14 protein-coding genes are annotated in these 15,197 nt (G+C 46.8%); 9 read left to right on the top strand and 5 right to left on the bottom strand.

What is annotated here, in order from left to right; all coding sequences use genetic code 11:
* The 3 genes from QFX39_RS00365 to QFX39_RS00355 are packed head-to-tail and all read left to right on the top strand — an operon-like array spanning position 1 to position 4,594.
* Positions 1-405 carry a thioesterase family protein gene (locus QFX39_RS00365; protein WP_300476268.1) on the top strand — a complete coding sequence of 135 codons (405 nt, stop codon included), beginning with the start codon at positions 1-3 and terminating at the stop codon, positions 403-405.
* 17 nt (positions 406-422) lie between these two features.
* Complete coding sequence (locus tag QFX39_RS00360; RefSeq protein ID WP_300476266.1) at positions 423-2,072, top strand: AMP-binding protein; 1,650 nt, start codon at positions 423-425, stop codon at positions 2,070-2,072.
* Positions 2,073-2,095: 23 nt separating this feature from the next.
* A complete protein-coding gene (locus QFX39_RS00355; protein ID WP_300477113.1) occupies positions 2,096-4,594 on the top strand; it encodes a DEAD/DEAH box helicase in 2,499 nt (832 codons plus the stop codon).
* Here QFX39_RS00355 and QFX39_RS00350 read toward each other — a convergent pair.
* From QFX39_RS00350 to QFX39_RS00330, 5 genes are all read right to left on the bottom strand, one after another.
* Positions 4,591-5,847 carry an oligosaccharide repeat unit polymerase family protein gene (locus QFX39_RS00350; protein ID WP_300476264.1) on the bottom strand — a complete coding sequence of 419 codons (1,257 nt, stop codon included), beginning with the start codon at positions 5,845-5,847 and terminating at the stop codon, positions 4,591-4,593. The two genes, QFX39_RS00355 and QFX39_RS00350, sit on opposite strands and share 4 nt — an antisense overlap.
* A 47-nt stretch (positions 5,848-5,894) precedes the next feature.
* A complete protein-coding gene (locus tag QFX39_RS00345) occupies positions 5,895-6,662 on the bottom strand; it encodes a hypothetical protein (protein ID WP_300476261.1) in 768 nt (255 codons plus the stop codon).
* A gap of 217 nt (positions 6,663-6,879) precedes the next feature.
* Positions 6,880-9,000: a ribonucleotide reductase N-terminal alpha domain-containing protein gene (locus QFX39_RS00340; protein ID WP_300476258.1), complete on the bottom strand. Its 2,121-nt coding sequence runs from the start codon at positions 8,998-9,000 to the stop codon at positions 6,880-6,882.
* Between the two features lie 23 nt (positions 9,001-9,023).
* Complete coding sequence (gene arfB, locus QFX39_RS00335) at positions 9,024-9,719, bottom strand: 2-amino-5-formylamino-6-ribosylaminopyrimidin-4(3H)-one 5'-monophosphate deformylase (RefSeq protein WP_300476255.1); 696 nt, start codon at positions 9,717-9,719, stop codon at positions 9,024-9,026.
* A 3-nt stretch (positions 9,720-9,722) separates the two neighbouring features.
* On the bottom strand, positions 9,723-10,208 hold the full coding sequence (locus QFX39_RS00330) for an RNA-binding protein (protein ID WP_300476252.1): 486 nt from the start codon (positions 10,206-10,208) through the stop codon (positions 9,723-9,725).
* Between the two features lie 230 nt (positions 10,209-10,438).
* On the opposite strand from QFX39_RS00330, the gene QFX39_RS00325 reads away from it, so the two are divergent.
* The 6 genes from QFX39_RS00325 to QFX39_RS00300 all read left to right on the top strand — a co-directional run bounded on the left by QFX39_RS00325 (position 10,439) and on the right by QFX39_RS00300 (position 15,183).
* On the top strand, positions 10,439-10,675 hold the full coding sequence (locus QFX39_RS00325; RefSeq protein WP_013295846.1) for an LSm family protein: 237 nt from the start codon (positions 10,439-10,441) through the stop codon (positions 10,673-10,675).
* Between the two features lie 94 nt (positions 10,676-10,769).
* Positions 10,770-10,952 carry a 50S ribosomal protein L37e gene (locus QFX39_RS00320; protein ID WP_013295845.1) on the top strand — a complete coding sequence of 61 codons (183 nt, stop codon included), beginning with the start codon at positions 10,770-10,772 and terminating at the stop codon, positions 10,950-10,952.
* On the top strand, positions 10,953-11,795 hold the full coding sequence (locus QFX39_RS00315) for a toprim domain-containing protein (RefSeq protein ID WP_300476240.1): 843 nt from the start codon (positions 10,953-10,955) through the stop codon (positions 11,793-11,795).
* A gap of 39 nt (positions 11,796-11,834) precedes the next feature.
* A complete protein-coding gene (gene purF / locus QFX39_RS00310; protein WP_300476237.1) occupies positions 11,835-13,238 on the top strand; it encodes an amidophosphoribosyltransferase in 1,404 nt (467 codons plus the stop codon).
* A gap of 80 nt (positions 13,239-13,318) precedes the next feature.
* A complete protein-coding gene (locus tag QFX39_RS00305) occupies positions 13,319-14,509 on the top strand; it encodes a peptidase U32 family protein (protein ID WP_300476235.1) in 1,191 nt (396 codons plus the stop codon).
* A 203-nt stretch (positions 14,510-14,712) separates the two neighbouring features.
* Positions 14,713-15,183 (top strand): CBS domain-containing protein, encoded by a 471-nt coding sequence (locus QFX39_RS00300; protein ID WP_147671836.1) that lies wholly within the window; start codon positions 14,713-14,715, stop codon positions 15,181-15,183.
* Positions 15,184-15,197 lie beyond the last annotated feature (14 nt).

Here is a 15,197-nt window from a genome sequence, read left to right as displayed (position 1 = left end):
ATGTTCAGAATCACGGTGACACCACGTTTTGGGGATATAGATGGTCTCAGACACGTTAACAACACTGTCCTGGCGGTCTGGTTTGAGAAGGGAAGGAACCCCATCTTCAGGATGTTCACACCCGACCTTGACCTCAGCTATGAGAAGTGGAAACTCATCCTTGTAAGGACAGAATTCGACTTCCTTGCACAGATGTACTATGGGAGTGACGTGGAGATAAGAAGCTACATAACACACATAGGAAACTCATCCTTCACCATAGGCCACGAGGCATGGCAGGACGGTGAACTAAAGGCAAAGGGTAAGGCTGTCCTGGTCCACTACGATTTCATTGAACAGAGGAAAAAGCCAATACCCCCTGATATAAGGTCACAGCTTGAAGAACACCTTGTGGAAGAGGATTAACATACAAAGGTGGATTTATGGTTTTCACTGAGGAAACAATAGGGGAATTTTTTGAAAAACAGGTTGAAAGGTACGCTGATAAGGAGTTCATAGTATACCCTGACAGGGATTTAAGGTTCACCTACCGGGAATTCAATGAGAGGGTCAACCTCCTTGCAAAGGGCCTGTTATCCATCGGGATAAAGAAGGGTGACCACGTGGGTATCTGGGCCACCAACGTACCGGACTGGCTGACGTTCCTCTTTGCAACAGCAAAGATAGGAGCGGTTCTTGTAACGGTGAACACTGCCTACAAGAGCCATGAACTTGAATATGTCATGAAACAGTCTGACATGAAGGCAATAGCCATCATAGATGGCTTCAGGGACGTTGACTACGTCCAGACACTATATGAACTGGTACCTGAACTCAAAACCCAGGAGAGGGGTCACCTCCGGAGTGAAAGGTTCCCTGAACTTCGAAGCGCCATATACATAGGGGCCCAGAAGCACAGGGGGATGTACAACACCAATGAACTGATGCTCCTGGGTAAACACGTCCCTGACAGTGAACTCCGCAGTGTGATGTCAACCCTCAGGAACACCGATGTCATAAACATGCAGTACACCTCTGGGACAACGGGTTTCCCCAAGGGGGTAATGCTCACCCACAGGAACATACTCAACAACGGCTACTACATCGGTGAGAGACAGAAATTCACCGAGGAGGACCGTCTCTGTCTACCGGTACCACTATTCCACTGCTTTGGAATAGTTCTGGGCGTGCTGGCCATCCTTACACATGGCGGGACACTTGTCATGATAGAACTCTTCGACCCCCTACTGGTACTTGCAGCGGTGGAAAAAGAGAGGTGCACCGCACTCTACGGTGTACCAACCATGTTCATAGCAGAGTTCACACACCCGATGTTTGACATGTTCGACCTTTCATCCCTCAGAACAGGTATCATGGCGGGATCACCCTGCCCCATAGAGGCAATGAAGCGCGTCATGAATGACATGAACATGAAGGAGGTCACAATAGCCTACGGCCTCACAGAGGCATCCCCGGTCTTCACACAGACAAGTGTGGATGACCCCATAGAGAAGCGTGTCGAAACCGTTGGAACACCCCTGCCACACATTGAGGTCAAGATAGTGGACCCTGAAACCGGCGAGGAGCTGGGCCCCGGCGAACCCGGCGAGATATGCTGCAGGGGCTACAACGTCATGAAGGGCTACTACAAGATGCCTGAGATGACAGCTGAGGCCATAGATGAGGATGGGTGGCTCCACAGCGGGGACCTTGCGGTGATGGATGAGGACGGATACTACTCAATCGTTGGGAGAATAAAGGACATGATCATCCGGGGCGGCGAGAACATCTACCCGAGGGAAATCGAGGAGTTCCTCCACACAATGCCAGGTATAAAGGACGTGCAGGTTGTGGGGATACCCGATGAGAAGTACGGTGAAATAGTCGGTGCCTTTGTTATCAGGGAGGACGGTGCAGACATACTGGAGGAGGATGTCAGGGACTATGCAATCCAGAGGATAGCAAGGTACAAGGTCCCGAAACACGTTTTCTTTGTTGACGAGTTCCCTCTCACCGCAAGCGGGAAGGTCCAGAAATTCAAACTCAGGGAGCTGGCAGTTGAACTCCTCAAGAAGAGGAAGGAAGGCTCCTGACCCTTAATTTTTTGAGAGATATAATGATAGTCCTGAATCGAAGGAAAAGATCAGTTGATTTTATACCCGCCGGAAGTCCCAGGGGCGCTCTCAACACCCGTAGAAAGCCCGGGTACTGGGGGAAGCTGAAAATCAAAAAAACCTCCTCTGGCCCCAGAATAGCAAGGTTCACTGTGGAGAAAAATGAAAGGGAAACCCTTAGAAAACCCTCAGAGGCCATAAAACTCCTCAGGAAACAGGCCGTGTTTCTAACGGGAGGTGATGAGGAACTTGAAGAACTACTAGGGAATCACGGTATCAGGTACAGGTATGCAAGGGTATGCCAGCACTGCCTCCATGAGGGCTATGTGACCCTTGTGAGCTCAAGGGCATCAACGAAGCATGAAGGCCAGATCATATGCTCAAGGTGCGTCGATGAGGTAATAAGAAGGGAGCTCAAACTGGCGGGCATGGATAAATCAGCCTTCAGAAACTTCAGGAGGCTGATCAGGAGGGGTGTAAGCCTTGAGAGGGTCCTTGAGATGATGTCACCCAGATTCGACCCGTTGGCGAACCATGAACTGACGCTCTATGATATGGTAACGGCAACAGCAGACAGAACCCCAAAGGTGCCCATTGATCGCCTTGAGCTTCCTGAGAAATTTAAGCGGATTCTCAGAAGGGAGGGTAGCAGGGTGCTGAGGCCAGTGCAGGTCCTTGCAGTCGATGCTGGTCTCCTTGAGGGCGCTAGTCTTATGGTTGTATCTGCAACCGCAAGTGGAAAGACCCTTGTGGGGGAACTTGCAGGTATCCCCCGGGCAATGAGGGGTGAAAGGTTCATCTACCTCACACCACTAGTTGCCCTTGCAAACCAGAAGTACAGGGACTTCAAGAAGAGATACTCTGCACTTGGACTTAAAACAGCCATAAAGGTTGGTATGAGCAGGATAAAGGCAAAGGGTGAGCTGCGAATTCCTGATACCGATGCGGCTGACGCTGATATAATAGTTGGTACCTACGAGGGGATCGACTACCTACTGAGGTCAGGAAAGGCCGGTATCTTCGGTGATGTGGGTGTGGTCGTGGTTGATGAGATACATACCCTTGAGGATGAGGAGAGGGGGGCAAGGCTCAACGGCATGATATGGAGGATAAAAAGGTTATTCCCCAACGCCCAGATCATAGCGCTCTCTGCAACAGTCAAAAACTCCGCGGAAATAGCATCAGATTTTGGCCTGAAGCTGGTTGAATACGATAAAAGGCCAGTGCCACTTGAAAGACACATCATATTCTCAAGGAGCGGTGAGGAAAAGAAGAACCTCATACTGAGGCTTGCAGCACGCGAGTTCTCCTCGAGTTCAAGGAAGGGGTTCCAGGGACAGACCATAATATTCACAAACTCAAGGAGGAAAACCAGGCTCATTGCAGAGTACCTCACAAGGAACAGAGTCAGTGCAGCAGCATATCATGCAGGCTTATCTTACTCTGAGAGGCAGCGGATAGAGAAGGCCTTTGCATCCCAGAAACTCGCCGCAGTTGTCACCACAGCGGCACTTGCAGCTGGAGTCGACTTTCCGGCATCACAGGTTATATTTGAAACGCTCCTCATGGGTAACCGCTGGCTCACCCCAAATGAGTTTTCACAGATGCTTGGACGTGCTGGCAGACCATCCTACCATGACCGGGGTGTTGTCTATGTTCTTGCAGAAATCGGTATGGAATTTGATGGTGATTCCGAGGAGTCTGTGGCTCTTGAGCTCCTTGAAAGCGGTCCCGAACCTGTTGAGGTTCAACATACAGATGAAAATGTTCTTGAAAATATTCTGGCGGATATAACGTCGGGGGCCATTAAATCGGAGTATGATATTACCTATAAGTCTTCAGGGTCCCTGGAAGAGGACATGGCGCTTGATTTCCTTGAGTCATCTGGTCTTATAAGCAGGAAAGGAGAACTCAGGGCAACTGATTATGGAATGGCCGTCTCCATATCATTTCTAAATGTTGAGGATGCGGAGTACATAAGGAGGAACCTCAAATCCAGTAGAAAGCCTCTTGATATTGCGGTTGAACTTGAACCATTTGAGGGTGCGTATCTCTCAGTAAGAATGCACAGAGGATTAACGAGGGCAGTTGGAGCCAATGTTTCAATCCGATTGACAGCGGATTCAACCCTTGACATAATATCCAATGGGGATAATCTCATAAAACTTGATAAAAATCTACAGGAGGCTGTTCTTGGAATACAGATGGATTTTCTTTCATGTGAATGCACGGATAGACCCTTCTGTGGGTGTATTCAGCAAAAATTATCGGAACATATACTTCGGGAGAGAATGAGTGGCAGGGACCCAAGGGATATAAGTAAGGGGCTTCTATCAAAGTATCAGATTCAGGCGTATCCTGGAGATGTTTTCAGTTGGCTTGATACGATTGTGAGGAAACTTGAGTCAATGGGAAGAATTGCGTTTGCATTTAAAAAGAGAGCTTTTTTAACAGAATGTTCAAAAATTGTAAGTGCAATAGAAAATGGCGAAAAATTCTAGTTTTTAAATTTCAAAATGTTATAAATGTATATGATGGCTGCAATGATAATGTAACCAATTACGGTCTGATCGAGAATGCCTGTTTCAACGGATATAAGAAAATAAGACATTATAAGTGAGTAGAGCATGATGTAAAATGTATCCCCTGTTTTCTTCATTATTCTGTATCCAACTCCAGTAATGAAACCAAATATACTCATTCCCACTGCAACCCCTATTGTGCCGAAATCCACAAGCATCTGTCCAAAGATTGTTGGGGTAATTGTTACACCGCCTCTCCAGGAAATTAATTTAGCAATTAAGGCCCTTGGCCCGTTTCCCGCACCGGGTATCATGCTTAGTGCTAACTTTCCATGAAGAGCACCCGTTAGTCCTGAGAGATGGGATAATAAATCAAGAACATTGAGAGTAAAGGCCGCGCGTATCTTAAGAAAGTCTAATGCGCTGAGATTGTTTAGTGAGTATTCCTCTATTGATCTAATATAACCTATACCCATAATGAAAAGTATTACAAAAATGAATGATGCGAGGATTTCCCATATTTCAAACAAGTCACTGTAATAACCCATGATGGCAATTATTAGGATAATTGAGACCAGTGGTGTTCTATAACCAAGTAGGCCAAGAATTATAATACAAATGAGGGTCAATGTGATAATTCTGAATTTAGCTGCTGGTTTGTTTATAAGCCCTTTTTTCATTTTATTAAGAATGTGAGATGACATCATGGCTATTCCAGGAATCATAAAGAATGCTGGGATTGTGAGTTTGGGGTTAAGGGCATATCTAAGGTTAGGTTTTAGTATTGGCAGACCGCCAACGGCCATGATTGTTATAACAAAGAATATTATGCCCACTATAAAGAGTGTAAACCCAATGGAATTGATGTCTTTACTGTCAAATTCCAAGTAGAACTTCACATCTTTCAGGAGTAATTTAGGAGTTAAGAGAGAAAAGAAAAGGAAAAATAAAAAACCAATAAATATGTTTAACTGCAATCCCAATGAAATGGGAGTCGCGGCGATTATCATGAAGAGGGAAAAAGCTACAATGAACAGTGGAGGAGCGAATATGTGTTCTTTAAGTATACTGCTCTTTTCAAGGAATTTTAGAAATTTGCCGGTGGGATATGCTCTCCTGATATAACTGTCTAACCACGTTTTCTCGATTTTTAAGAAGATTTTCGTGATTATACTGAATATGGCCATACTTTTTAAGTTGTATTCGACCTTTCTGCAGGTTTTTACTGCCATATTGTAAATTTGACTCATATAACTTGTGCTCCTGTCTTTTCTATCTATTAAAGTGTGTTTAGGTTGACAATTTTGATAACATTGTATTTGCTTTTTATCTTTTCAATTGTTTCGCTATCTGCATCATATACTCTTAGTGTTATGAAATCAGTCTGCGCATTTAGATCACCTAGAATCTCATCGGCTATTTTTAGAGTTCTTGGTGTTGCTTTAAAGATTACTATTCTTTCATTTGGAATATCAAGTGTAATGGGTACGTATTTTTCTTTTAGGTATAATTCGGTTGAAATTTTTTGGAATCTGGAGACATCAGCGTCTTTAATGGGTATGTTGGTGCTCAGTTCATAATTTCTCGTGGGAATATCTAAAATTAAGTCGGATAGTCTGTTGATATATCTTGGGCTAATAACAATATCAACAGCATTTTTTTCCCCTTTGGACTCCAATGTTATTGAATCTATATAAAAATCTGCAAACTTATTCTGATATGGTCCTGCAAGTATTTTTTTCCCATTAACATTTAGCAGAATACACGGATTCCCATTGATATAACCAACCCATAAGACTTCTCCTTTTATATCACCCTTCTTTTTATTTAATGAATTGTAACCACTGATTTTGCTCTCAACGATCTTGCCTCTACCATAAAGCTCACTGTACTTCATGGCAACTTTTCCCATTTCTGAACCATCAAATGTAAGTACTTCAACATTTGAGTTTGTATCTGAAGTTTTCATGAACCCATAAACCACGATTAAACCTAAAAATATGACTATTGCAATGTCAATTATTGTTAAATTACCAATTTTTTTCATTTACATCTCTCCTATATTTAATAATGTTAGTAGGTTATCTTGAGCAAGGGAGCAGCTTATATGTTAGTTTCATGACCTTTTAATATTTTAGGTGATGTCTGGGAAAGTGGTGGGGGTAATGTTTAAGAGAGTTTTTTATATTTCTGTGTTATGTTGAATTTCTTATTAGACGTCAGGATTTGTGATGAGCTAATACAATTAATAGCTACTCAAAGTACTAGTTGGGACACTTCATATCACGACATGACCCTGCATATTCAGGAAACCTCAGAACCTCATTCATTTTGCTTCCATACCTGTAGATGGTTATTCCCTTGCACCCGAGTTCATATGCTGCCCTGAATACCCTCTCAGCGTCCTTTATGGTTGCATCAGGCGGAATATTAACGGTTTTTGAGACGGCGTTATCCACATGGCGCTGGAAGGCAGCCTGCATCTTAACATGAAAGACAGGGTCGATTTCATGGGCTGTTACAAAGAGCCTCCTGATTTTATCTGGAACCCCTGAGACTCCCTGCAGAGTGCCCTTTGATATTATCATTTCAAATGCATCCATTTTCAGCTGCCCCCTGGCGATTCTTTCAAACAGGGGATTTATTTCACTGAATTTTCTGCCTAGAATGTTTCTTGTGAATGAAACCGCAAAGAGGGGTTCGATGCCGCTGCTTGTACCTGCTATTATGCTGAGGGAACCTGTGGGTGCAATGGTTGTCAGTGTGGCGTTTCTCATCCCCTCGAACCCCATTTCATCCCACTTGCTCCCTGAAAATTCCGGAAACGATCCCCTTTCATCTGCAAGATTAGATGAGGCCCTCCTCGCTTCACCCTCTATGAAGGACATGATTCGCTCAGCCACCCCAAGGGCCTCTCCTGAATTGTAGGGGACACCCAGCTTTATGAGCATATCAGCGAATCCCATGACACCAAGACCGATTTTCCTTGTCTTGAGTGTCATCTCCCTGACCTCAGGGAGCGGGTAGCTGTTGACGTCTATGACGTTGTCAAGGAAGTGCACCGCTGTATGGACGGTTCTTCTGAGTCTTTCCCAGTTCACACCGGAAGCCGAAACCATTAATGAGAGGTTGATTGACCCGAGGTTACATGACTCGTAGGGGAGAAGGGGCTGCTCACCGCAGTTGTGGACAATGAAACCGTTGGCAGTGAAGGCATTTGCACCTGCAACACAGGCATCATAGACATCCTCATAACCCTTACTTTTAAGGGAAAGAAAGGTGGAGAACCTCTCCCCTGAGTTAAAACTGCTCCCCGAGTCCATAACAAGCATATCACCCCTTTCAAGGTCGCAGGCGGCCTTCCATACTGGTTTATCCTCCATTACCAGCACCGGGTGATCATGGGTCAACTTTAAACTGTAACCCTCCCTGGTTCTGAGCTCAAAAACCTCTCTGTGCCCTGTTTTAAAGAATCCTGAAGTGGAGGGATACCCTGAGCCATTGACAACCGCCATGAATGCTCTGCCCTCAAGTTCATTTACCGGGAGGGGACCCTCTGAGGTCATTATCAGGGTGTCACTGGATATGCATGGGTTGGTTGCCTCTATCCTCCCAAGGGAGGGTGTGGGATTGTACTGGTTTATCCTGTCCTCAAATATCATTCCGGGATCCCCTGACCTCCAGGCGGCCTTTACAATCCTCCTGAATATCTCCCTGGATGGTACTGAGTCAACGGTTTCACCGTTCCTAGGGTTTATGAGGTCAATCTTCCCGTCCTCCATGAACCTGTCAGGGACAGAAACAGAGAGGTTGAAGTTTCTGAGGGGCCCCTCTGATGTCTTGGCGTCTATGAATCTGAATATGTCCGGGTGGCTGATATGGAGCACCCCCATGTTTGCCCCACGTCTCCGTCCACCCTGCTTTATAACCTCAACTGCAACGTCGAATATCCTCATGAATGACACGGGACCTGAGGCCACGCCCATCGTTGATGCAACGGTGTCCCCCCTTGGTCTGAGTCTGGAAAATGATAATCCAACGCCCCCACCTGATTTGTGGATTATTGCCATGTTCCTGAGGGATTCGAATATGCTCTCAATTGAATCATCAACGGGGAGGACGAAACATGCTGAGAGCTGGTTTATCGGCGTACCTGCATTCATGAGGGTGGGTGAATTCGGGAGGAACTCAAGATTCCGCATAACCGAATAGAAGAGTTCCTCTGCCCTATGGCTGTCTGAACTATACATCTCATCTGCAGATGCAACTGCCCGGGCAACCCTCCTGAACATCTCCTCAGGGGTCTCTACAACATCACCACTTTCGTTCTTCAGGAGGTACCTCTCCTCAAGCACCTTCAGGGCGGTTTTTGTTAAATTTATCATCATTAAGAGTTATATGGAGCCCTCTATGTTAGCATCTCCAGGAGCTCCCTGACATCGGATATGACACTCTCAATGGCATCATCAAGTATTCTCTGGCCAAGAACAGGGTCAGGGTTTATACCCTCCTTTTCACAGATTCTTGCAGCCCTATCAATACCCTTATTAGCCTCTCTGGCCTCCCGGAGACCTATCATTCCTATTTCAGGATAAAGTTCTGGTCTGCATTCTTCAAGTCTCCTGAGGTCCGCTATGCCCAGTATTATTCCAGCGGACAGTTCACCGCTTCCTGCGTGGGGACCCTCGATCTCAACGATTCTGTTATTCCAGATTATTTCCATGTCAAGTTCATCCATGAGATCCTCAATGAAGTCCTCAAGCTGGTTTCCGCCATGACCATTTACGATAACAGTTGCGTCGATGTTCAGGCGTTTTCTGGCCTTTCTCAGGGCTGGTTTCAGGTCTCCTTCCAGGAGCTCATCCCTGTCAACGTGGATGCCATGTTTAACATATGGAAACTCGGTTGCACCGTAGATTATCCCGAGGAACTTTGCCCCTGTCCTGAGGGAGGCCTCCAGGGCCACGTAGGATGCTATCTTGGCATCGGTGTCTATTGGGAGGAGCGGGCCGTGGTTCTCAAGGTGTGAACCCAGGGCGAGTATACCCACCCGGTGGACGTCACCTGAGATTACATTACCTGCATCAAGGTTGAGTTCAACCACCCTTCACACCTCCAGGTCCCATATTGCATCTCCAATGTGGTGGATGGTTTTGATGGCCTTTCCAGAGTCATTTTCTATCATTTCAGGTCCGCTTATGAGGCTTATTCCCACTGCAAGGGGTTTTTTGTGTTTTTCGTCCACCACGATGACGATGTCATCTCTTTCAATTTCAGGGTCAGCATCAACTATACCTGGACTCATCACATCGGCCCCGTTTGCAAGGAACCTCACGGCCCCCATATCAACCACCACATAACCCTTTTCTATATCCTTCATATGGATGGCCCCCCTCAGGGTGGGAACGACCCTTCCACCCATGAACATGAGGAGAGACTCTCCATTGATGAGTATTATGTCGTTTTCATCTGTCTCTATTATCTCAACGGTGGCCTTTCTGGGTATGAGCAGGGAGAATTCCCCTATCTGGTCGAGAATCTCCTTCATTTTCTTTTTCTTTATATGGTACCTCTTTTTGATCTTCACATTCACACCCTGGAAATTTCATGAGAACCTTACATATCTATATGGTTTAATCCATTAAACCAGTTTACCCTCTAATCTGCAATTTATTTAAAGAGTAAGATTTATGCCATTATCGTTGTGAGAAAACTTATATACTAGTAAAATAGAAAAATGGAGTATCTGACTGGAAGATTCTGGCTTGTTAGTTAGATTTAAATATAATCTGACCATATTTTAATCTAGGATAGGTGATAGATGTGAGTTCACAGAGAGTTAACGTACAGAGACCACTTGATGCTTTGGGTAATTCACTGAATTCCCCTGTGATCATCAAGCTTAAGGGTGACAGGGAATTCAGGGGAGTTTTAAAAAGCTTTGATCTCCATATGAACCTCGTGCTGAATGATGCAGAGGAACTGGAGGACGGAGAGGTCACAAGGAGGCTTGGAACCGTCCTTATACGTGGAGATAACATAGTCTACATATCCCCGTAGGGTGATCCGGGAATACAGCTTTGATTTATATATGAATAAAGGAAGCATATATTTAAATTAACAGGTTTTAACTGATTTTCAGGAGGATTAGAACATGAAAGGTACTCCATCATTTGGTAAACGTAACAAGAATCTCCATATAAGGTGCAGGCGCTGCGGTAAGAACTCATACCACGTGCGTAAGAAGGTATGTGCAGCATGCGGCTTTGGTAAATCACGCCGCATAAGGCGCTACAGCTGGCAGAATAAAAAAATTACAGGCCAAAGGTTGAAATAAATGGATAACAAGGGCCCTGTTGATGTGCGGATAATTGTTGAGGGAGCCTCTGACGTTGAGAGTGTTTCAAGGGCACTGCAGAGGGTATCCCTCGGCGCCAAATACCATATAACCATATCATCCATAGTGCCAACAACAAGCCTTGAAATAGCCATGAGGGCTGTTGAGGGTGCGGATATTGTCCTCATAGCCACTGACGTTGACCAGACAGGGCGGGAACTGGCTGATAAATTCCGTGAAGCCCTTAAGGGTCACGTTGGGCACATTGAGAGGATGAAACTCCCCTACGGTCATGACGTCGAGTACCTCGACCCTGACCTCATAAGGGAGGAAATAGAAAACGCCATCATAAGGGCCGGACTCCAGACACTCTCCAGTGTTAAAAATCTGAGGAACATGAAGGAGAGCCTTGAAGAGTGTCAGGAGAGGCTTAATGAACTGATGGCCGAAAACAGTACCCTCAGGGATGAAAATATTAAACTCCTCGGTGAAGTTGAGGATGGTGAGAGGGAAGCAGAATCCCTCAAAGAGGAGATAAGGGTCCTCGAGGAGAAATTAAAGGTCCTTGAGGAGGATTATTCCCGGCTCAAAACTCGTTTTTCTGAACTTGAAGATAAGGAACTTCTTGAGACCTTCTCAATAGGGGAACTCTGGAGAGAAACCTTTGGAGAGGAACCAGATGACCCTGAGAAGATTTATTTTGTAACTGATCACATCAAACCTGAAGGCATAATCCTTGGCCAGGGCTTCATCGCGGCACCATCAAGGGAGGATGCTGTTGAGTGGCTTAGAATAGTTAAATCGGCCATGGTGTTCACTGAAACCGATGATGAATCACCCTAGACCCGGGAACTTAAAACCTTCTTGTTGGGAGAATCTGAAGTGAGAGACAAATGTGGTATTGTAGGGATTTACTCACAGGATAAAAACATCAGCGTGGCCTCCCAGATCTACTATGCACTCTATGCCCTCCAGCACAGGGGACAGGAATCCGCAGGGATCTCAACGTTCAACGGAAGCGACATGCTGACCCACAGGGGCATGGGACTTGTCTGTGACGTCTTCAACCCCGAGAAACTGGATGAACTCGAGGGGAATGTCGGTATAGGTCATGTCCGTTACTCAACCACCGGTGAATCCAGAATTGAGAATTCCCAGCCATTCTGGAGTGAATTCCAGGGAGGTAAAATCGCCATAGCCCACAACGGTGACATAATAAATTCAATGGAGCTTCGGGATGAACTGGAGGATGAGGGCCACTCATTCATATCAACCACCGATTCAGAGGTGATATGCCACCTTCTGAGCAGGGAATATGAAAAAAAACCCAACATGATAGGTGCCATAAAGAGGGTTTCAGAGCAGCTTGTCGGGTCCTACTCCCTCGTGGTCCTCTTCAATGGGGACCTCTACGTCATAAGGGACCCTGTTGGTATAAAACCCCTGGCATTTGCAAGGAAGGGAAACACCCAGATGGTTGCCTCTGAAACCGTGGCCTTTGATGTTATAGGGGCCGAGCATGTGAGGGATGTTCAGCCAGGGGAGATACTGCACCTCAACAGGGGCAAGTCCTACTGGGTTGCCAACGCACCCAACACCAGGAGGGCCCACTGCATGTTTGAGTACGTCTACTTTGCAAGACCCGACAGTGTCATAGACGGCCGGAACGTCTACAGGGTCAGGCTCAGTATAGGGGAGGCCCTCTACCGTGAACACCCCGCCGATGCCGATGTGGTTGTACCGGTACCTGACTCCTCCATCCCGGCGGCCATAGGCTACTCCCGTGCATCAGGGATACCCTACGGTGAGGGGCTCATAAAGAACAGGTACGTTGGCCGCACATTCATAATGCCCACACAGGAGGAACGCGAAACAGCGGTTAGACTCAAGATGAACCCCATAAGGTCAGAGCTTGAGGGTAAGAGGATAGTGCTCATCGATGATAGCATAGTGAGGGGCACGACCTCCAGGGCACTCATCGATATAATCAGGGATGCCGGGGCAGAGGAGATACACCTGCGTATAGGATGCCCACCCATAAAGTCCCCCTGCTACTATGGTATAGCCATGGCAACCAGGAAGGAGCTTATAGCATCAAGCAGGGATGTTGAGGAGATAAGGAAGATAATAGGGGTTGAGTCCCTGGGTTACCTGAGTATCGAGGCACTCGTTGAATCCATAGGTATCAAGAAGGGTTTCCTGTGCACGGGTTGCCTGGATGGGGACTACCCGACACCTCTCCCCTCGGATATAGAGGAATATGAGGCACTGAGGTCCTGCCTCTAGCTAAGCATAAAAGATTTAACGTGGACATGATGTCTGATTTCACTTTTTTCTGTTTCAATAAATTTTTCAACGTGATCTAAATGCCTGAGCTTCTATCACCTGCAGGTGACTTCCCATCCCTGATGGCAGCCCTTAAGTCGGGTGCAGATGCGGTTTACGTGGGCCTTGAGGGCTGTAACATGAGGGCAAGGGCCGGTAATTTCAGTATCGGTGAAGTCGCTGAGGCAGTGGAGATAGCCCACAGCCACGATGCAGGGCTCTATGTATGCACAAACACGGCCCTCAGGGACTCTGATTTTGAGAGACTCGAGAAATTATTCCCTGAGCTTTACTCTGCGGGTGCTGATGCGGTGATAGCCTCTGACCTTGCGGCTGTGGAGCTTGCATCTGAATGCGGCCTGGATGTCCATGTCAGTGTACAGGCGAATGTTACAAATACAAGGACGCTGAGGATACTGGGGGAGATGGGCGCCAGTAGGGCCATACTATCCAGGGAGCTCTCCCTTCGTGAAATCGCCAGCATTGCGGCAAAATCACCCATTGAAATCGAGGTTTTTGTCCATGGGGCCCTCTGCACAGCAATATCTGGTAGATGCTACCTCAGCTCATACCTTTATGGTAGAAGCGCCAACTGCGGGGACTGCCTTCAGCCATGCAGGAAGAGGTGGAGGCTGGTATCTGAGGACGGAGAATTCGACCTTGAGGTGACCCCTGGCGGTGATATAAGGAGCTATATATTGAGTCCCCGGGATCTGTGCATGGTTGAACATATACCTGAACTCCTGGATGCCGGTGTCGACGCCCTCAAGATAGAGGGACGTGGAAGGGCAGCGGATTACGTTGCAACCGTTACCTCAGTCTACCGGGAGGCCATTGACACTTACCTTTCAGGTGACTGGAGTTTTGATTCCCGGTGGCTTGAGAGACTCGAGGGTGTCTTTAACCGCGGCTTTGGCACAGGTTTGTACTTCTCTGAGCCAGATACAGGTAGTGGCGGTAACATATCCCGTTATGTGAAGCAGGATGTGGGGGAGGTTGTTAACTACTACAGGAAGGTGGGGGCCGCTGAAGTGAGGCTGTGGAGGCCACTTGAGGTTGGGGATGAGATCATAATACAGGGCAGAACAACGGGGGCCCTCATACAGAGTGTTGAGTCCCTTCAGGTTGATGGCGATCCGGTGGAAAGGGTTGAATCTGGCAGCGCAGGTCTCCTTGTGGAGGAAAGGGTCCGCCCCGGGGACCTCGTATACCGCAGGGTTAGAAGGGATTGAGGTTAGTGCTCAGAATAATTTCTTTGATGTAAGTGACTGTGGCTGGTAATTCTGGCGCGCGTTCCACTGCATTAAATGTCTCTGATGTACCCGTCTAACCTGGGAACGGGGGTATGGCTCTATTATCCTGTTATGTCTGGGGTATCCGTCAGTAACTGTTATTTTTAAAAGTGATGCTCCACATATTAAAGAGGGGTGAGTTAATGATAAGGGTAAAGGATGCCATGCAGACCGACGTCATAACAGTTAAGAGGAACAGTAAGATACATGATGCTGCAAGGGTACTGAGGGAGAACAGGATCAGCGGGGCCCCTGTTGTTGATGATGAGGGTAAACTCGTGGGTGTTATCAGTGAGGGTGATATAATGAGGCTGATTGAGGTCCATTCACCCAGCCTGAACCTACTCATGCCCTCGCCCCTGGACCTGCTTGAACTTCCAGTTAGGATGAAACATGAATACGATGAGATAGCAAAGGGTATCAGGAAGGCGGCCATGATGCTGGTTGAGGAGATAATGAGTGATAGGGTTGTAACGGTGCACCCTGATGCATCCATCTCTGATGCTGCTGAACTCATGGACCGGCATGATGTAAAGAGGCTTCCTGTGGTTGAGGATGGTGAACTGGTGGGTATCATAACAAGGGGCGATATAATAGGCGCATTTGTTAAGTGATGAAATCTGAGCCG

Origin of the sequence: Methanothermobacter sp. (assembly GCF_030055425.1) — an archaeon.
Classification (GTDB): Archaea; Methanobacteriota; Methanobacteria; order Methanobacteriales; family Methanothermobacteraceae; genus Methanothermobacter.
The sequence above is the reverse complement of the archived record's forward strand: the minus strand, read 5'-3'. Positions and strand labels throughout refer to the sequence as shown.

Excerpts from the sequence above, each read along its gene's own strand:
- QFX39_RS00365 (WP_300476268.1), top strand. The coding sequence starts at position 1 with ATGTTCAGAATCACGGTGACACCACGTTTTGGGGATATAGATGGTCTC.
- QFX39_RS00360 (WP_300476266.1), top strand. The coding sequence starts at position 423 with ATGGTTTTCACTGAGGAAACAATAGGGGAATTTTTTGAAAAACAGGTT.
- QFX39_RS00355 (WP_300477113.1), top strand. The coding sequence starts at position 2,096 with ATGATAGTCCTGAATCGAAGGAAAAGATCAGTTGATTTTATACCCGCC.
- QFX39_RS00350 (WP_300476264.1), bottom strand. The coding sequence starts at position 5,847 with ATGGCAGTAAAAACCTGCAGAAAGGTCGAATACAACTTAAAAAGTATG.
- QFX39_RS00345 (WP_300476261.1), bottom strand. The coding sequence starts at position 6,662 with ATGAAAAAAATTGGTAATTTAACAATAATTGACATTGCAATAGTCATA.
- QFX39_RS00340 (WP_300476258.1), bottom strand. The coding sequence starts at position 9,000 with ATGATAAATTTAACAAAAACCGCCCTGAAGGTGCTTGAGGAGAGGTAC.
- QFX39_RS00320 (WP_013295845.1), top strand. The coding sequence starts at position 10,770 with ATGAAAGGTACTCCATCATTTGGTAAACGTAACAAGAATCTCCATATA.
- QFX39_RS00315 (WP_300476240.1), top strand. The coding sequence starts at position 10,953 with ATGGATAACAAGGGCCCTGTTGATGTGCGGATAATTGTTGAGGGAGCC.
- QFX39_RS00305 (WP_300476235.1), top strand. The coding sequence starts at position 13,319 with ATGCCTGAGCTTCTATCACCTGCAGGTGACTTCCCATCCCTGATGGCA.
- QFX39_RS00300 (WP_147671836.1), top strand. The coding sequence starts at position 14,713 with ATGATAAGGGTAAAGGATGCCATGCAGACCGACGTCATAACAGTTAAG.